The sequence below is a fragment of the Halanaerobium sp. MA284_MarDTE_T2 genome, from assembly GCF_003337245.1.
In the GTDB taxonomy this organism is placed as follows: Bacteria; Bacillota; Halanaerobiia; order Halanaerobiales; family Halanaerobiaceae; genus QPJE01.
Window position 1 is genome coordinate 13,320 of the sequence record NZ_QPJE01000018.1, and the last position, 18,263, is coordinate 31,582.

At 32.2% G+C, this 18,263-nt stretch carries 18 protein-coding genes; all 18 read right to left on the minus strand.

The features are described 5' to 3' along the window. Nucleotides 1–7 precede the first annotated feature (7 nt). The 18 genes from DFR78_RS08455 to cobC all read right to left on the minus strand — a co-directional run bounded on the left by DFR78_RS08455 (nt 8) and on the right by cobC (nt 18,243). On the minus strand, nt 8–814 hold the full coding sequence (locus DFR78_RS08455; protein WP_114458404.1) for a lipopolysaccharide kinase InaA family protein: 807 nt from the start codon (nt 812–814) through the stop codon (nt 8–10). A 16-nt stretch (nt 815–830) separates the two neighbouring features. After that, a complete protein-coding gene (locus tag DFR78_RS08460; RefSeq protein ID WP_114458405.1) occupies nt 831–1,934 on the minus strand; it encodes a glycosyltransferase in 1,104 nt (367 codons plus the stop codon). 39 nt (nt 1,935–1,973) lie between these two features. Beyond that, nucleotides 1,974–3,197, minus strand: a complete 1,224-nt coding sequence (locus DFR78_RS08465; RefSeq protein WP_114458406.1) for an O-antigen ligase — start codon at nt 3,195–3,197, stop codon at nt 1,974–1,976. A gap of 108 nt (nt 3,198–3,305) precedes the next feature. Continuing rightward, nucleotides 3,306–4,445 carry a glycosyltransferase gene (locus DFR78_RS08470; RefSeq protein WP_158531742.1) on the minus strand — a complete coding sequence of 380 codons (1,140 nt, stop codon included), beginning with the start codon at nt 4,443–4,445 and terminating at the stop codon, nt 3,306–3,308. 50 nt (nt 4,446–4,495) lie between these two features. Further along, nucleotides 4,496–5,602 carry a glycosyltransferase gene (locus DFR78_RS08475; protein WP_114458408.1) on the minus strand — a complete coding sequence of 369 codons (1,107 nt, stop codon included), beginning with the start codon at nt 5,600–5,602 and terminating at the stop codon, nt 4,496–4,498. Next, nucleotides 5,599–6,357 carry a glycosyltransferase family 2 protein gene (locus DFR78_RS08480; protein ID WP_114458409.1) on the minus strand — a complete coding sequence of 253 codons (759 nt, stop codon included), beginning with the start codon at nt 6,355–6,357 and terminating at the stop codon, nt 5,599–5,601. The genes DFR78_RS08475 and DFR78_RS08480 overlap by 4 nt, the downstream gene beginning before the upstream one ends. Next, nucleotides 6,354–7,385 carry a glycosyltransferase family 9 protein gene (locus DFR78_RS08485; protein WP_114458410.1) on the minus strand — a complete coding sequence of 344 codons (1,032 nt, stop codon included), beginning with the start codon at nt 7,383–7,385 and terminating at the stop codon, nt 6,354–6,356. Before DFR78_RS08485 ends, DFR78_RS08480 begins: the two co-directional genes overlap by 4 nt. A gap of 34 nt (nt 7,386–7,419) precedes the next feature. Beyond that, on the minus strand, nt 7,420–8,478 hold the full coding sequence (locus DFR78_RS08490; RefSeq protein WP_114458411.1) for a glycosyltransferase family 9 protein: 1,059 nt from the start codon (nt 8,476–8,478) through the stop codon (nt 7,420–7,422). Between the two features lies 1 nt (nt 8,479). After that, nucleotides 8,480–9,784, minus strand: a complete 1,305-nt coding sequence (locus DFR78_RS08495) for a 3-deoxy-D-manno-octulosonic acid transferase (protein WP_114458412.1) — start codon at nt 9,782–9,784, stop codon at nt 8,480–8,482. Between the two features lie 14 nt (nt 9,785–9,798). After that, a complete protein-coding gene (locus DFR78_RS08500) occupies nt 9,799–10,665 on the minus strand; it encodes a lysophospholipid acyltransferase family protein (RefSeq protein WP_114458413.1) in 867 nt (288 codons plus the stop codon). 11 nt (nt 10,666–10,676) lie between these two features. Next, the gene (locus tag DFR78_RS08505; protein WP_114458414.1) at nt 10,677–11,666 is read right to left on the minus strand and encodes an SIS domain-containing protein; all 990 of its coding nucleotides are present in this window, start codon (nt 11,664–11,666) and stop codon (nt 10,677–10,679) included. Between the two features lie 50 nt (nt 11,667–11,716). Next, the gene (kdsA, locus tag DFR78_RS08510; protein ID WP_114458415.1) at nt 11,717–12,550 is read right to left on the minus strand and encodes a 3-deoxy-8-phosphooctulonate synthase; all 834 of its coding nucleotides are present in this window, start codon (nt 12,548–12,550) and stop codon (nt 11,717–11,719) included. Nucleotides 12,551–12,578: 28 nt separating this feature from the next. Beyond that, nucleotides 12,579–13,313 (minus strand): 3-deoxy-manno-octulosonate cytidylyltransferase, encoded by a 735-nt coding sequence (gene kdsB, locus DFR78_RS08515; protein ID WP_114458416.1) that lies wholly within the window; start codon nt 13,311–13,313, stop codon nt 12,579–12,581. 47 nt (nt 13,314–13,360) lie between these two features. Then, complete coding sequence (lpxK, locus tag DFR78_RS08520) at nt 13,361–14,464, minus strand: tetraacyldisaccharide 4'-kinase (protein WP_114458417.1); 1,104 nt, start codon at nt 14,462–14,464, stop codon at nt 13,361–13,363. Nucleotides 14,465–14,490: 26 nt separating this feature from the next. Next, a complete protein-coding gene (locus DFR78_RS08525) occupies nt 14,491–15,144 on the minus strand; it encodes a lysophospholipid acyltransferase family protein (RefSeq protein WP_369834962.1) in 654 nt (217 codons plus the stop codon). A 22-nt stretch (nt 15,145–15,166) separates the two neighbouring features. Further along, nucleotides 15,167–16,939, minus strand: a complete 1,773-nt coding sequence (locus DFR78_RS08530; RefSeq protein WP_114458418.1) for an ABC transporter ATP-binding protein — start codon at nt 16,937–16,939, stop codon at nt 15,167–15,169. Then, nucleotides 16,917–17,387 (minus strand): HutP family protein, encoded by a 471-nt coding sequence (locus DFR78_RS08535; RefSeq protein WP_114458419.1) that lies wholly within the window; start codon nt 17,385–17,387, stop codon nt 16,917–16,919. The genes DFR78_RS08530 and DFR78_RS08535 overlap by 23 nt, the downstream gene beginning before the upstream one ends. A gap of 235 nt (nt 17,388–17,622) precedes the next feature. Beyond that, nucleotides 17,623–18,243: an alpha-ribazole phosphatase gene (gene cobC / locus DFR78_RS08540; RefSeq protein ID WP_114458420.1), complete on the minus strand. Its 621-nt coding sequence runs from the start codon at nt 18,241–18,243 to the stop codon at nt 17,623–17,625. Nucleotides 18,244–18,263: the final 20 nt, after the last annotated feature.

The following is an 18,263-nucleotide window of genomic DNA, read 5'->3' on the forward strand; positions in this document are numbered from 1 at the left end:
TCCTCCACTATTGATTAAATATTGAGCGAATTCTATTTTTTAATTCAACAAACTTCCTCCGCTTCCTTCTCGCTTCAGCAACTTTTTCTTTAAAGTATTTCCATCTATCAGGGGAATAGTGTTTAAATAAAATCTCTCTTTCTCTATCTGTAAATTTCAACCTTTTAAGATCATTAATACGCTCCTTATCAGAAAGATTTGACTTCACCCTGCCACGATTAAGATCAATATAATATAATTCACTTTTTCCATTATTTTCTTTGACAAGTATATTGCCAGCATGCAGATCATTATGAACAATTCCTGCATCATGCATTTTTCTAATCTCTTTTCCTAACTGCGGCATTAAAGATAATATTTTTTTTCTTTCAGGATGATTGTAATTTTTTGCAATATCAAGCATATTATAATCATAATCTATATATTCACTGATATAATAACTAAAAAGAAGTTTGCGATAATCTCCTCTTTTTTCAATAACTGCAATAGGTGCAGGAGTTTTTAAACCTAAATTGATTAAAGCTCTCGCTATTTCTAGTGACCTTTCAGCTTTAGATGGAATAACTCTAAAACGAAGATCATCATACTTTTTATTTATATGAAATTCTTTAATAGTTATTTCTTTTCCCAAAAATATATCATTTATTTTTATAATTGTATTTCTTTTATCATAAAGTATTTGACTTGAATCAAACTCTTTTTTGCAGCAAAAGTTCTCCAAAAAAACATTTATCCAATTAAAATCAATGTTTTCCCTAACTTTTAATTTTATATTATCTTTTTTATATGAAATAAATGAATAATTTTTTGACATTTTTATATCCCCATAATTAATTTAAGAATTCACTTTCAATTTTATCAACCATATTATTAAAAGTATAATTTTTTTGACATATTTTTTGAGCATTATATCCAAGATTATCTCTATCATTATTATTGATCATTTTTAAAATCCCATTTGCAATTTTGTTATAATCTCTTTCAACTAAATAACCTGTTACTCCTTCACAAACTAATTCTTCCACACTTGGAATATCAACTGAAACAATTGGTTTACCGGCTGCCATTGTTTCTAGAACAATCCACGGACATCCTTCATAAATAGCAGTATGTGCAACAAAATCAACCTGACTTAATATTGAAGGAATATCATTTCTAAATCCTGTAAATATAATATCTTCTTCCAAACCTAATTGTGATACTAAATGCTCATATTCTTTTCTTTTATTGCCAGTGCCAACAAATAAAACTTTGAATTTATTATGGTAATTTTTTAATATTTCAATAGATTTAATTAAATCCTGTTGAGCTTTCTGTCTTCCTAATCTTCCAATATTAGCAATAATTATTTCATCTTCGCCTATAGAAAATTCTTTTCGTAAATCAGTTTTTATTTCAGGAAATGCATATTTATCAAACTTAACACCATTATATATTAATTGAATTTTAATTTTTTTCAAAATATCTTCTGATAAATTTTCAACACTTTTTGCTAATGTTGTTTTTGAAATTGCCATAAAATCTGTTACAAAATTTTTTAAAGCAACCCTATTATATAGATGATTATTAATCGGTTTTGCCAAAGCTCTCCTATAAATTATTTTTTTTACACCAGCCAGATAACCACATAAAGAAGCAAATTTGAAATGTGAAGACTGACAAAAAAACATTGCTTCTATATTGTTTTTTCTTAAATACTTAACTAATTTATAAACTCTAATCAAATTTACAAAAGTACTATTTCCAATAGTGTTTATTGTTTCAACATTTAGTTCAGCCTTTTTACATTTTTTTTCAAATGGTGTGTTTTTAGCTGCCAGTATAAAAACATTATATCCTCTTTTTTTTAGGGATTTTGCTGTTTTAAAATGCCAGCCCTCAACTCCACCCCAAATTATTCCCGTATTAATAAATAAAACATTTTTTTGATTCATTGTTTAATACCTCTGATTATTAGAATTTGTTTAAGCAACTTATATTAAATTTTCACTTTTCTCTAATAAGTTATTATTATTAATATCTTCAAAATTAAAAACAACAAAATTTAATGCTATTATAAACCAAAAAAAGTGTAGTGGTTCAGTATCACCAAAATTATATTGAGTTAATCCTTGAATATGGTAGACTAAAAAAGTTAATATGCTTCCTAAATGGAATAATTTTCTTTTTAAATCAATTGTATTTTTGTAATAATATATTAAATTTTTAATTACCATCCACATCAAATAAACAAATGATAATAGCCCAAATAAACCTAATTCTGCGACTATTTGTAATATGTTGTTATGAGCATGACTAAATGGATTAATTCCTTCTATTTTATAATTACTAATATATTGATTTTTATATTGATCATAACCAACTCCATTTATAGGATGGTCTAAAAACATCTTTATTGAAGTCATCCAAAGACCAATCCTTATTGAGTTAGATCTATTGTTTTTTAAATTATATTGTATATTAAAGCTACTTTTAAATCTATTTATATATTGTTCTGGTAAAATAATAAAAAACGTTAAAAGTAAAATAAGAAAAACAATAATTATTCTTTTATCTTTTAATAAACCTAATACTATTATCCCAAAAATAAAAGCAAGCCATGCTCCTCTAGTTTTTGTTAATAATAATAGAATAAAATAAATCATTGAAAAAAACGAAAATAAAACTCTTGTAGAATTTTTTATATTTTTCCCCCAAAAAATATAGATTATAAAGAAAAATGTATAAACAGCCATAAAATTACCAAGCGCTAATGATGATGTGAAAGAATCTGCTCTCTTTAAATTCGCAAAAAAATATTCATAGTATCCATATATAACTGAAATAATTGAAGAAAATAATAAAGTAAAAAACATTTTTTTTATTGTCTTTTTATTCTTAAGCTCGTTAATCACTACAGCAAAAAATAAAAATGAAAAGTAAAAATTACTGTTTAGTATTTCTCTGCTAAAAGCATCAATTCCAGAAAATAAAATTGATATTGAAAAAAGCAACATAGCAAATCCCAATCTTGATTTATTAAATTTATATTCCGATCTTAATATAATTAATTTTATAGTCCAAAATATTACAGAAAAACCCATCCCTGTACTTATTAATGCTTTTGAAGTCATTGAACCTAATGCATATATATATATATTAAAAATTATTGCTTTATCTAAAAATTTAATAACTTTGTCTTTATTATATAATATCATTTTGTTTTTTTGTTCCTTTCCATAGCTTTTAATTAAAAAGCAAATAAAGCTTGTTTTAATATTAGAATAAAAATAAGTTTTTAATTATAATTGTAAACATAAACTTAATTATACACTTTTAATAAAATTAGTAATAATTTCTCCTCTTTTTTTCCATAATAATTCTTTCGATTTCTCAATAATATTATTTGAATAATAATCATAGATTTCTTTTGATGAATTCAATTCATTTATTGCATTTACCAATGAATCAATATCACCTGGCTTATAAAACAATCCACATTTTTCAGTAATAATTTCTCTATTAGGAGGTAAATCTGTTGCAATAACAGGTATACCATGAGAAAAATAATCAAATATTTTCATAGGAGAAGTTAAATACCTATTAAAGAAAGTATCAGCAAGAGGAACTATTCCTATTTTTAATTTTTTTAAATTTTTTTCTACTTCAATTTTATCTACCCATCCAGTAATTTTGACTTTATCTTCTAATCCTAATTCTCTTATCAAATCTAAATAATAGTTTATTGTTTCCTTATCCCTACCACCAATAATCATCAACTTAATTTCTTTATTTTTTATTTTTTTTATAGCGTAAAATAAATCTTCAATTTTTTTTCTTTTTTGTAAAGAACCTATATAACCAATATACTTATTATTCCATAAATCATCTGAATAAGTTATCTTCCTTATACCAGTCCTAGCCACACAATAATTTTGGTTAGGTATATATTTTTTATATAATTCTTTTAAAATATTTTGATGACAAATAATTCCATCTAATTTTGGTAAAAACCATTTTTGAAATATAAACTTTTTCTTCTTTCTTTTTACTCTTTCCAAACTAAGATCTAAATAGAAGTCATGAGCTTCATAAAAAACTTTTATATTTAAAAACTTTTTTAAAAGTAAAAGATAAGGTAGAAATCCGACAGTTCTTGTTATAACTGCATCTACTTTTCTATTTTTATGTATGTTTTTTATTTTTTTTAAAGCTTTTATATAAAAAGATGTACTTTTACTGATAGAAAAGTTATTATCAATTAAACCAACTTTAAAATTATCTAAAGGATTTAAATTAAAATAATTTTTAAGGATGTAATTATAATTTTTATCATTATTTTTAGAAACAATAAGATTAATATTATTTTTATTTGACTCAGCTAATCCATAACTAGTTAAAGTGGAAAAATTTATTCCCGCTTCTTGACAGGGCCAATCACCAAAAAAAACATAAACAATATTCAAAATAAATCCCACCTTTTAAAATTTGAAAAAATATTTTCTTATAATATCTATTATTTTTCTTCAAGAAAATATATTATTTTTTTAATCATAATTTTATTTGTAAATCTACTCTCAATTTTTTCACGACCTCTTCTACCCATTAATTTTTTTCTATGACTATCCATCATCTGGATTGTTTTTCTGGCAATATCTTCTGGATCTTCTGCTTTGGCTAAAAATCCATTTTCACCATCAGTTATTAATTCAGAAATATTGCTGACATCAGTACTAACTACAGGTTTTGAAGCTGCCATGGCTTCTGCAATAACAAAACCAAAACCTTCCCATCTGGCAGTATGTAATAAGAAATCAATTCCTGGTAAAATATTATAAATATCATCTCTAAAACCAGTAAAAACTACGTTATTGGACAAATTGTATTTTCGGGCTAGCTCTTTCAGCTCCTGTTCTCGCTCACCACTACCAATAATTAAAATAACAAAATCTTTTCTTTTTTCTTTAATTATATCTGCTGCTTTTAATAAAAACTCGTGACCTTTTTGATAATACAACCTGCCTATATTTGCTATTATAACTTTATTCTGACTTATTTTAAACTCTTTATGCAGATTAATAGCATTATTTTTTGCATTATCAATCTTAGAGAGATCAATACCATTATAAATAACTGTAATTCTATCTTCACTGAGCCACTGAGAAGTATTTTTTAGAATAGTTTCTTTTGTTGCTTTAGAATTAGCTATTATATCTGTAACACAATCTTTTAAAAGATATTTGTTATAAAATCGATTTTTTATAGGTATTGCACTACCCCGTCGATAAATAATCCTGTCCAGTCCAGCTATTTTGCCAGTTATTCCACCAAATTTTAAGTCCTGAGACATATTTAAAAACATTATATCTATCTTTTTATTTTTTAAAAAATCTATAAATTTTTTACTTTTAAATGGATTTAAAACCGATATACCGCTCTTTATTTCTACTGCTTCGGTTTTGATACCGGCCTTTTTTGCCCTCTTAAATAGTTCTGTGTCAGTACCTGATGCAATATAAATATCATACTCTGGATCCTGATTTAAACGTCTGGCAGTTGTAAATGTCCATTTTTCTCCTCCACCCCACACAGGGCAGCTGTTTAGAAATACTATCTTTTTCATTTAATTTCATCCTCAAAAATATTATTTAATTCCCAGAGTTTAATGCTTTTTAAAAATTGATAATATGATGAAAGAAGAGATAAAATGAGTCCCTGTACTCCAAGCAGAAATCCTTTCTTGAGAAAAAATTTCTTAATAAACTCCAGAATGGGTCTGGTTAATATATATGAAACTCCAATTTTCTTACCCTTTTGATATTTTTTTTTCGCATCAAGGCTTGTATATTGATTCATTTTATCAACATATTCCTTTAAATTGCTGTAGGTATAATGTATAAAGTCATTATCAAGTTTTCCTATTTCTCCTTTTATCTCAGGTGATTCATGAACTAGACCGCGATATCTATAAACTGATTTAAATAATCTCAGTGTGTAGTCAGGATACCAGCCGCAGTATTTGATCCATTTTCCTAAAAAATAATTTTTCCTGGCAATATTATATCCTTCTGCCTCTGGATTGGAAAGTGTTTTTTTTATCTCTTCCTGCAGAGAATTTGTAATTCTTTCATCTGCATCTACTACCAGAACCCACTCTGTATCAATTTGTTCCAGTCCATAATTCCTCTGAGAAGCAAAATCATCAAACTGTCTTTCGAAAAATTTAACGTTATTATATCTTAAACAGATTTCCTCTGTTTTATCACTGCTTAATGAATCAACTATAACCACTCTCGGCACCCACATTAAACTATCAAGACAGGCAGCAATATTATCTTCTTCATTATATGTTAAAACAAGGGCTGTGAGATTGTTCATTTTATCATTCCTCTGTTTTTTAACTCATTAAATATTATCTCAGGTGAAATATCCACCATACACTTATGGTGTTCGAGTGGACACTGGTGTTCCCCACAGGGTCTGCATTTTAATTTATTGTTAGTTATTATACAATGCTTACCAGTACCTTTTGGCTGATATTTAACTTCATCAGATGGTCCAAAAATAGTAATGGTATCTGTTCCTGCTGCTGCTGCAACATGAACCGGGCCAGTATCTCCACTTATCAAAAGTTGAGACTTCTTAAGTACAAATGCAAGTTCTAAAAGGCTGGTCTGGCCACATATATTATCTGCCTTAAATTTCATTAAATCTATAATTTTTTTAACTCTCTCTACATCCCCCGGGCCACCAACAAAAAGCACATCACGCCCAGCACTTATAATCATATCAGCCAGCTGAGCAAAATATTCTTCTGGCCACTGTTTGGTCGGCCAGCTTCCACCTGTATTTAAAACAATATAATCTTTACCAAAGCTGAGGTTTTTTTCTTTTAACTTCGAATAAAGATTTTTTTCTATTTGATCAGTCTTATCAGCAAAATTTATGACAGGTACAATCTCCTGACCTGATATATTACAGCCTATATCTTTGAGAAAATCAAGATAAACTTCTGTCATATGTTTATTATCTGCTGTTTTAAGTTCTTTATCAAGAAAAACTCCTCTTCCTTTACCACCATAGCCGGCAGAATAATCAGGAGCAATCAATTTTAAAAGTAGAGCAGTTCTCCAGTTTCCGTGAATATTGAGGCCCAGGTGATAATTATTTTTTTTTAATTTACGGACAAAAGAAAAAGAACGGGCAGCAGGCCATTCTTTATTAAAAGAATAAACATGATCTATATTGTCATTTTCTCTTACTATTTCTGCAAATTTACTGTTTGCTACCAGATCAATCCTGGCTTCAGGATAGTTTTTCCTGAGTTCTTCAAAAAAAGGATAGGCAAATATTAAATCTCCAAGATACAGCAGATCAACAACTATTATTCTATTTATATCATGCATAAGATCATTCCTTTATATCTTAAAAATAAAGTGGTCAGTCATCTAATTTCTTTTTTGCAATTCGCAGTACCTGTTCAACAGTAATAAGCTTCATGCACTTCATATCTCTGCTGCAGCTTTTCTCCCAACAGCCAATACATTCCAGGCTGTTGTCCTGAATAACTGTATTACCTTTACCATAAGGACCATGTGTATCAGGATCCGTGGGCCCCATAAGAGAAATTACCTTTAACCCAAGTGCAGCTGCAAGATGGGTTGGCCCTGTATCTCCACCAATATAAAGATCAGCCCTATTATAAACAGCTGCCAGTTCTTTCAGAGAAGTTTTTCCGGCAAGATTAACATAGTTATCATTACTTATAGCATCAAATTTCTCGATTTTTTCTCTGTCGTTTTTTGATCCAGTAAAAATAATATAATAACCTTCTTTAATAAGTTTTTCTGCCAGTTCAAAATATCTGTTCAGATACCAGTTTTTAGACTCCCAGGTTGTAAATGGATTAATAACTACAAGTTTTTTGTTTTCTGGAATTCTATAGGTATTAAAAACTATATCAATATTATTTTTAAGCTCATCAGGAATAACTAAACCATAATTAATCTCTTCTGTTTCCACACCGACAGCTGATGCCAGATGAAGGGTTCTTTCTACCTGATGCATTTTTTTGCCCGGTATATCTATTTTTGCCTGATAGAAAAAAGTACTCAGTTCTCTACCATCTGCAGGCCCAATCCGCAGATCTGCTTTTATTAAGAAACCTGCAAATGCACTTTTAAATAAACCGTGTAAATCAAGAAATATATCATATTTTCTCTGCCGCATTTTTTTGAAAAAAGCAGCAAAAGACTTTATAGCTTTAATATAACCTTCTTCTCTGCGCAGCTTTTTCCACTCTTTTCTTGGCAGAATAATAACATTATCAATATAAGGATTTAAAGTTACAAGTGGATAAGCTTTATCTTCCACCAGCCAGTCTATTTGTGCATCAGAATATTTCTGCCTTACAGCATAAGCTGCCGGTAAAGCATGGATTACATCCCCGATTGCACTCAGGCGGGTAATAAGTATTTTTTCCGGATTATCATTTTCCATTTTAATCTACTCCCTTTTTAAAAAGGAATTCAGTTAGCTGAAGGTGTTTGTCCACTGCTCCTCTATTTTCTGCCAGAATCTCTCCGGCATTTTGACCAATATATTCCATTTCATTTCTGTTTGATAAAAGTTCATATGTTTTTTGATATAACTCTTCTTTGTTTTTAACTTTAAATCCCACATTATTTTCCAGTAAAAAGTCCCTTTCTTCTTTAAAATTGTACATACTGGGGCCAAAAAGAACCACCTTTGATCTTGCAGCAGCCTCAATAACATTGTGGCCGCCTCTTTTAATTAAACTTCCACCAACAAAAATAATATCAGCAAAGTGGTATAAATCTGCCAGTTCTCCCATTGTATCTACAATTACAATATCTGCTCTGTTATTTTCTGCATAAAAACCCTTTTTCAATTTTGTATACAGTACAGAATTAAAATTGTATTCCCCACAGAGTGACTGCAGTTCTTCTCTTCTTTCAACATATCTGGGGGCTAAAAACAGCTTAAGACTGCTGAAATCGTTTTTTAATTCCTTATAAACATCCAGTATTTTTTCTTCTTCACCCTTATGAGTACTACCGGCAGTTAAAACCGGTGTGTCTTTTTTGAGGTTAAATAATTCCCTTTTCTTCTCTAATTTTTCTTTGTTCAAATTATCAATATCTATATCATATTTTAAATTTCCATTTATGCAGACATGGTCTTCTGGAGCTCCAAGTTCAATAATTTTATTATATCCTTCTCTGCTCTGCATACTTATAATATCTATTCTGTGCAGCATATCTTCCATAATAGCAGACATATATTTATATTTATTGAAAGTATCATCACTTATCCTGCCGCTGGCAAGCATAATAGAACAGCCTGATTTGTCAAGTTCTTTGATAAGATTTGGCCAGAGTTCTGTCTCTATTAATACAAACAGATCCGGTGAAAAAAATTTAACAGACCTTTTTACAATCCATTTCAAATCTAAAGGCATATAAATATAGCAGTCAGCGGAATCAATTTTTTCTCTTGCGATTTTTCTGCCTGTTGGAGTCATATTGGAAAAAATAATTCGAGCAGATGGATATTTTTCTCTCAATCCTGCTGTAAATTCTTTAGCTGCAAGTGTTTCGCCAGCTGAAGCAGCATGAACCCAGATCACCCTATCAGCAGGAAAAATCAGTTCCAGATCATCCCTGTAAAAGGCAAACCTTTCTTTTAATCCCAGCTCTTCTCCACTGCGGAGACCATTATAAGCATAATATGGAATTAAAAGCAGTGTAATAATATTTAAAAATATATTATATAAAAAATACATAAAATCCTCTCCAACTATTGATAGGTTTTCCAGCGCTTATGCAGCCACATCCACTGATCTGGATATCTCCTTATAATTTCTTCTGTTATATCCAGTAAATCCTGCAGTATATTCCTCTGCACAGCTTCTCCTGCTTTTCTATCAATAAAAATAGGTGAATAAAATAAAAATTTGTGCTTTAACCAGCCTTCTCTAAGCAAAAATGCCGGTACAACTGCAGCACCTGTTCTTTCTGCCAGCTGTACAGCTCCTGTATATGTTGAAGCGGGTTTATCAAAAAACTCCATTTTCCATCCATTTTCTCTTGCATCCTGATCACCTAAAATAACAACTATTTCTCCCTGCTTTAAAGCTTTATATGCTTTTCTAACAGAAGCACCTTTAGGGATTATATTAACACCTACATTTTCCCGGATATAATTGATTTTTTCGTCCATTATAGAATTATTCTGTGTTCTGGCTATAGCATTTACCTTATATCCTTTTAAAGTTAAAGCAGCTCCCATAAGTTCCCAGTTTCCAAAGTGACCTGTATAGATAATTACACCTTTTCCTCTATCAAGACATTTGTCCAGATATTCAATATTCTCATATTCAATAATATTATCAATATCTTCTACTCCGATATTTTCCTGGAGCAGAAATTCCGAAAGATTCATGCCAAGATTGCTGTAAACTTTTTTCAGAATTTTATCTGCTTTATTTTTATCAGCATTAAAAGCATCCATAATGTTCTGTCGGGAATTTTCTCCCCTGGAGCCTGACAATTTATAGGCAAGCTGGCCCAGAAATTTTCCGGGCAGATATGCTCTGGATACAGGCAGCTTTTGTGTAATAAATTTAAATATATCAAAAAGTAAAGCGGTTAATCTATTCAACATCTTATTCCTTTCTAAAAAACTCTTGCCCGCAGCAGATCCTGAAAGTTAAGCATTGCCACAGGTTTACTGTTTTCAACGACCGGAAGATCATTAATCTCTCTATCTTCCATTATTTTTAAAGCCTCTGCTGCAAGTTTATCTTTTTCTATAGTTACTGGATCAGCGGTCATATATTCTGAAACAGGTTTATCGATAAAATCAGAAGATTTTTCAAGCAGTCTTCTTATATCTCCATCGGTGATAATTCCTTTTAAATTACCGTTCTTATCAATTATTGAAGTTGACCCCATCCTGCTCGAAGTCATTTCGAAAAGTGCCTCTCTTACAGCAGCATTTTCCCCTACGGTAGGATTCTGCTCTCTTATCTTAATTACATCCGCTACTTTTGTCAGCAGTTTTCTGCCAAGAGAACCTCCCGGATGAAATACAGCAAAATCTTCCGGGGTAAATCCATGAAAATGTGACAGTGCAATTGCAAGTGCATCTCCAAGTGCAAGTACCGCTGTTGTACTTGCTGTTGGAGCAAGATTGTACGGACATGCTTCTGCCGGCACACCGGCCTCAATTATTAAATCAGCATATTCTGCCAGAGTAGATTCCTGGTCACCCGTAATTGCAATAAGTCTGGCACCAATTCTCCTTATAGAGGGGATTAAATTTATTAATTCATCTGTTTCTCCACTGTTGGAAATTGCTGCAACAACATCCCCCTCTGTAATCATGCCCAGATCACCATGAAGAGCTTCGGTAGCATGAACAAAAAAAGCCGGAGTTCCTGTACTGGAAAATGTAGCAGCCAGCTTTTGTGCAATAAGACCGGATTTCCCCAGACCTGTAAACACAACTCTGCCTGGAGAATTTATAATAAGTTCCATCGCTTCTTTAAACAGACCATTAACCTTTTCTTTTAATGAAAATACGGCTTCTGCTTCTATCTGCAGAACATTTTTAGCCTGACTAAGACTTTCTTCCATTTTTTTTGCATTATTCTTTTCTATCATCTCAAACCACCCTTGAAAATTATCATTTAACTATCAAATTAATTTATCAATTACCACTTTTTAACGGTTCTATCTATTTCCAGACCTTTTTTAAGAAGTTCTTCTAAATTATTCAGCCTCACCATATTCGCTCCATCACTTTTAGCTTCTTCTGGCTTATCATGGACTTCCATAAATAGTGAATCTATTCCAACAGCAAGAGCTGCCCGCATAAGATGAGGCACATATTCTCTCTGACCATCTGAAGTATCTCCAGCTCCTCCCGGAAGCTGTACACTGTGAGTAGCATCGAAAACAACTGGATAACCTGTCTGACGCATCCTCGGCAGTGAACGCATATCGACCACCAGATTATTGTAGCCGAAAGAAACTCCTCTTTCGGTCAAAATAATATTCTCATTACCTGTACTTTCTATTTTTTTTACAACCTGATCTATGTCCCAGGGAGCCAGAAACTGCCCCTTTTTAACATTAATAATTTTACCTGTTTTTCCAGCTGCTGTAAGCAGATCGGTCTGCCGGGAAAGAAAAGCAGGTATTTGTATAATATCCAGCACTTCAGCAGCTTTTTCTGCCTGTTCTGGCAGATGTATGTCAGAAATAACTGCCAGATCAAATTTTTCTTTTACCTCTTCCAGTATTTTTAATCCTTTTTCCAGACCAGGACCTCTATATGATTTGATAGAAGATCTGTTTGCTTTATCAAAAGATGCCTTAAATACATATGGTATCCCTAATTTTTCTGTAATTGTCTTAATTCTTTCTGCTATTCTAAAAACCCTTTCCTTTTCTTCCAGAGCACACGGCCCTGCCAGAAGAACAAAAGGACTGCTGTCTTCACCAAAAACTATCTCTTTATTTAGAATTACTTTTTTAACTTCCATTATTTTTCACTCACCCCAAAATGCTAAATTATTCAGCACAATCTCTCAGCACTGCTTCTACTTTTTTAATATCCTCTTTTCTATCAACACCGATAAGTTTTCCTTCTATCTCAATTACTTTTATTCTGTATCCATTTTCTAAAACACGCAGCTGTTCAAGAGACTCTGCTTTTTCCAGTGGAGATGCTTCCATCTGGCTGTATTTTAGCAGAAAATCCCGCCTGTAAACATATAATCCAACATGCTGAAAATAATCTGCCTCTCCCGCCTGCAGATAGGGAATAGGAGAACGCGAAAAATATAGTGCATTATCATTTTTATCACAGATAACTTTTACTATATCAGGATTTTCAGCTTCATCTCTATTCATTTTTATCTTAAGTGTACTTATCTGCAGATCTTCTTCCTGTAAAAAAGGTGCTAGAGCTGAAGCAATCATTTCCGGTTTTATTAAAGGTTCATCTCCCTGAACATTAACTATCAGATCTTCTGTCAGATTTTCTGCAGCCTCGGCAATTCTGTCAGTACCAGATCTGTGTTCAGAAGATGTCATCACTGCTTCACCTCCAGCAGCTTCTACAGCTTCTTTAATCCGCATGTCATCAGTTGCTGTTATAACTCTATCTATTTTTTTAGCTTTTTTTACCTGCTCAATCACTCTTACTATCATTGGAACTCCATTAATTTCTGCAAGAGCTTTACCGGGGAAACGAGTTGAACCATAGCGGGCCGGTATTACTGCTGCTGCCTTTAAATCTGCCATAATTACACCTCTAATTAATTTAATTAAAATATAGAAACATTACAGATTTAAGCTAAAATCTGCTGGACAGACTCCATAAATTCATCCTCTCTTTTTAAAGATATCTTCACTGCCAGCTTATAAATGGGGAGTCCATCAGTAATTTTTCTGTATTTTTTAATTTTAACCGAATCTTTTTCTGTAGTTATCATTATTTCTGCAGCTGAATTTTGAAATTTTTCTGCTAAATTCAGCAGGTCCTCTTCACTATAACTATAGTGGTCAGGAAAAGCTGTAAATTCTGCTATATCTGCATTTAAATCTTTAAGTGATCGTTTAAATGCATCCGGGCTGCCGATCCCGCAAAAGGCGAATATCTTTCGCTTCTGTAAAAACTTTAAAGAAAGTTTCTGCAGGCTGTCCAGTATCAAAATACTGTCGTTTTTTGTTTCTGCCCGAAACACTGGTTTTTTTTCATCAGTACAGCTGTTCAATTTTTTTTCTATCCTGTCAACTTCATCTTCACCCAAATTTTCTGTACGTGTAATTATTATTATATCTGCCCTTTTTATTTCAGAAAGAGGTTCTCTCAGAAGTCCTGCCGGAAGCAGTTTTCTATTAGAAAACGGGTCTCTGCCATCTATCAGGAGAATATCTAAATCGCGCGCCAGCTGATAATGCTGAAATCCATCGTCAAGAACAATTAGACCTGAAAACCCTTTTTCTTCTGCCATTACTCCACCGGAATACCTATCTCTGGCTCTGATAAAATTTACATCTTTTATCTTTTCGGCAAGCATATATAATTCATCACCTGACAGTTCAGGACCACAGAGCAGCTCTCTTCCACTACTTATCTGTACGGGTTTTTTTATTTTTTTCTCTGCACCATAACCCCTGCTGATAACTGTAATATCATTATCATGTTTTAACTTTTCCACCAGAAAAGCAGTAAATGGTGTTTTCCCAGTTCCACCAATTGTTATATTACCAATACTAATTACTTTATTATTAAGCTTTTTGCTTTTTAAAATTCCACTTTTGTAAAGAAAGCGCCTGCTCTTTACAATTATATAATAACCAATGGAAGCTGCTTTGAGAAATATTTTTATCAAAAAAGCTGCAGCTCCCCTTTTTCTTCCATAAATTATGTCCAGTAGATAATCTTCCATATCATTTCTCCTCAATTAAGCAGAGGTTATAATAATTCTGAAGCTCTTTTTTCTGCTTTCTGCATTTCCTCTTTTAAAAGCTGCTGTTTTTCTTCAATCGTTAAATTTTTATCAAATTTAACTGCTTCTCCAAATACCAGTGCAGTTTTAGAAAAAGGTAAAGGAAGCATGTAATTGTCCCAGCTGGAAAAATTCTTCCTGTGAGAAGAATCAACTCCGATAGGTATAATCACACCATCTGATCTTTCCTGCAGAAAAATAATGCCAGGCTTTACTTCGTGAATAGGACCTGTTGGTCCATCAGGAGTAAGAGCAGCTTTTTCTCCTTTTTTTAGTCTGCGGAAAAGAGATAAAAGAGAACGGCTGCCCCCTCTGCTGCTTGAGCCTCTGATGACATTCCATCCCAATCGTTTGAGAACACCGGTCATATAGCCTCCATCTCTGCTCATGCTGGCCAGAGTATAAATACCTCTCCTGCGCAAAAAATAAACAGGTACCCACATTTTCCCGTGCCAGGCCGAAAAAATAACTGCACCACTGCTATTCAAATATTTTTCTGCTTTATCCCATCCTTCCACCTTTATGTTAAGGGTGGAATTAATGAGGCAGATAAGCGAATAGGCTGCTGCAGGTATTATTTTATCTCTAATCTTATTAACTAACTCGCGCAAAAAGTTCACCTCATTATTACTATTTAACTCACTATTTCTCAATAAACTGGCCCTGATATAATGATGCATACTTTCCATTTTTATTCAGCAGTTCTCTGTGGCTGCCCTGTTCAACAATTTCTCCATTTTCCAGAACAACTATATTATCTGCATTTTTTATAGTGGAAAGCCTATGTGCAATTATAAAGGTGGTCCTATTCTGCATCAAGTGATCCAGTGCTTCCTGAACCAAAGCTTCCGATTCTGCATCAAGTGAGGAAGTAGCTTCATCAAGAATTAATATTTTTGGATCCTTCAAAATAGCTCTTGCAATAGATATTCTCTGCTTTTGACCTCCAGAAAGCCCGACACCTCTTTCACCAACCACTGTATCATATCCATCCGGAAATTTCATAATAAAATCATGTGCATTGGCAGACTTTGCCGCTTCATGTATCTGTTCATCGGCTGCATTAAGATCTCCATATGCAATATTGTCTCTTAAAGTACCGCTGAATAGAATTGTCTCCTGTGGTACAATACCGATAAAACTGCGCAGGCTGTCAATCTTAATATCCTTAAGATCATGACCATCCAGTCGCATGCGTCCTTTGACCGGATCATAAAAGCGGGGGATAAGATCTACCATGGTAGTTTTTCCTGCTCCACTGTGGCCGACAAGGGCGATTACTTCTCCTGGAGATGCAGTCAAATTAATATCTTTGAGAACTATTTCGTTTCTGTTATAGGCAAATGTAACATTATCATAAACGATTTCACCATCTACATTATTTAAAACAATTTTGTTTTCATCATTTTCTCTGAGTACACTCTCTGTATCCATTATTTCAAATACTCTTTCTGCTGATGCAAAAAGCTGCTGCAGCCTTTTGCTTAATTTGGTTAGTGACCTTAGTGGATCACTAATAGTAATTAAAAGAGTAAAAAAGGCAATAAGCTCTGAAGCCCGCATTCTACCTTTCATAACTTCATAGCCTCCAAACCACAGAATAGCTGTAAAAGCAATTGCAGCTATAAATTCCACCAGTGGTGTAAGAATAGCTCCATACTGAGTCTTTTTCATTTTAGCTCTAAAATTAGCCTGATTTTCCGAGCTGAAGCGGTCAAATTCGTATTCTTCCCTTCCAAATGATTTGACAACTCTCACTGCAGATAATGTTTCCTGCAGAACATCAGATACATTTGCTATTTTAACCTGAACTCTGCGGCTTACCCTCTTTAGCTTTACATTAAATTTTGTCATAACATAAGTTATTAAAGGTAAAATCAGCAGCAAAAATATTGTCAATCTATAATTCAGATAGACTAAATATCCAATACCACCAATTAACGTAAATGTTTTATCGACTGTACCTACAGTTGTATTTATCATCGAATTTTCCAGCTGTGAAACATCATTGGTAACTCTGGAAAGAATATCACCTGTTTTGTTTTTGCTGTAAAAACTGAGTGACAAATTTTGAAGATGAGAATAAAGTTCATCTCTCATATCTTTAATAGATTTTTGTGATACATATGACACCAGATAGTTCTGCCCATAATAAGCTATACCTTTGAGAAAATATATTAAAATCATAAAAAGAGCTATAAAGGTTAGCTGAGTAATTCCTTCTTCCCCTGCAGAAATATCTGAGATAATTGTTTCCAGCAGATCCTGAAAAACTTTTATAAAAAAAACTGTTAAAAAGGCGTGAACCATCATGGAGAAAACTCCTCCTGCCAGCCTGCCTTTATATGGTAAAACATACTTAAATACTCTTTTGAGTATATTTATAGAACCATTATTTTTCCGGATTAAGTCCATAATAATGAATCCCCATTCCTGATATTTCGTGATCTACATCAAGACCTGGTATTCCCAACTTTCCATAAAGTGCAACAGCCAGATGTGGTGATTTACTTACTATACCAATTTTTATACCTGCTCCAGAAATACCTGAGAGCGGATTATCAAAATCAACCATGGCTCTTTCAACACATCTGGTAAGAATACGCTGATCCTGTACAGATTCACTTATTACATCACCTTTTATTGCTGCTCCAAGGCAGTTGCGGAGAATCTTATCTTTCAGTTTTTCTCCTTTTCCTCCCGCTCTAGTAATTACTGCTTTATAACCTTCATCTTTAAATGCCTTAATGATTTTATCATCAAACTCATCATTAACTATTGAAAGAAGCAGTGCAGCTTTTCCAATAGATTTTTCTCCATCAATAATTGTAAATTCGTCAATTGTAAAATCTGACAATTCCATGATATCACCTCTTAATCTTATTATCATTCTTATATCTTTATTTCAAAAGGTCATTAATTTCTTTTCTGCAAATCAATAATTCAACAAAAAGAGATTATATCCTTTTTTTAATATTCGATATCAGCTCTAGGCATAGAACCAATATTATTTGGATATCTAATCTTCTGCATCTGTGTTATATAGTCTGATATAATACGATATAATAAATAGGCCAATCCTTTCTTAAATATCCAGACTATGCTCCTTCCAATTCCAAATGTGGTACTGCATTTAAAAGACTAAATATTGGGTCTCCATCATAAATTTTTACTTTACTCATAGATGTATTCTGAACTTCAATCTGCCAGAATTTATCTACAGGCATATTAAATAGTTCTGAAAGCCATACTTTAATAACTCCTCCATGTGTGACAACAATAATTTTTTCCTTCTGATGTTTTTCTATTAATATATCAAAAAATTCGCTTATTCTGCTGCTGAATTCGCGCAGAGTTTCTCCACCAGTAGGAGCATTATTAAGCGGGTCCTGCCTCCATTTTTTTAGTGATTCTGCATCATGTTTACTTATTGCAGAAAAATTTGATCCTTCCCATTCTCCAAAATCCATTTCTCTGATTTCGCTGTTTTCTATAGGTTTAAGATTTACTTCTTTACCTATGATTTCTGCAGTTTTAAGCGCTCTTTTTAAGTCACTGCTGTATAAAAATTTATATTTTTTTTTAGATAGATATTTAGATAATTTACAGGCCTGTTTGATGCCTGTACTGTTTAGTTCAATATCTTTTTTCCCCTGAAATATATGTTTTCTGTTCCATTCTGTTTCTCCGTGACGTATCAAAAGGATTTCTGTTTCCATTATTTCCTCCCATATAATTA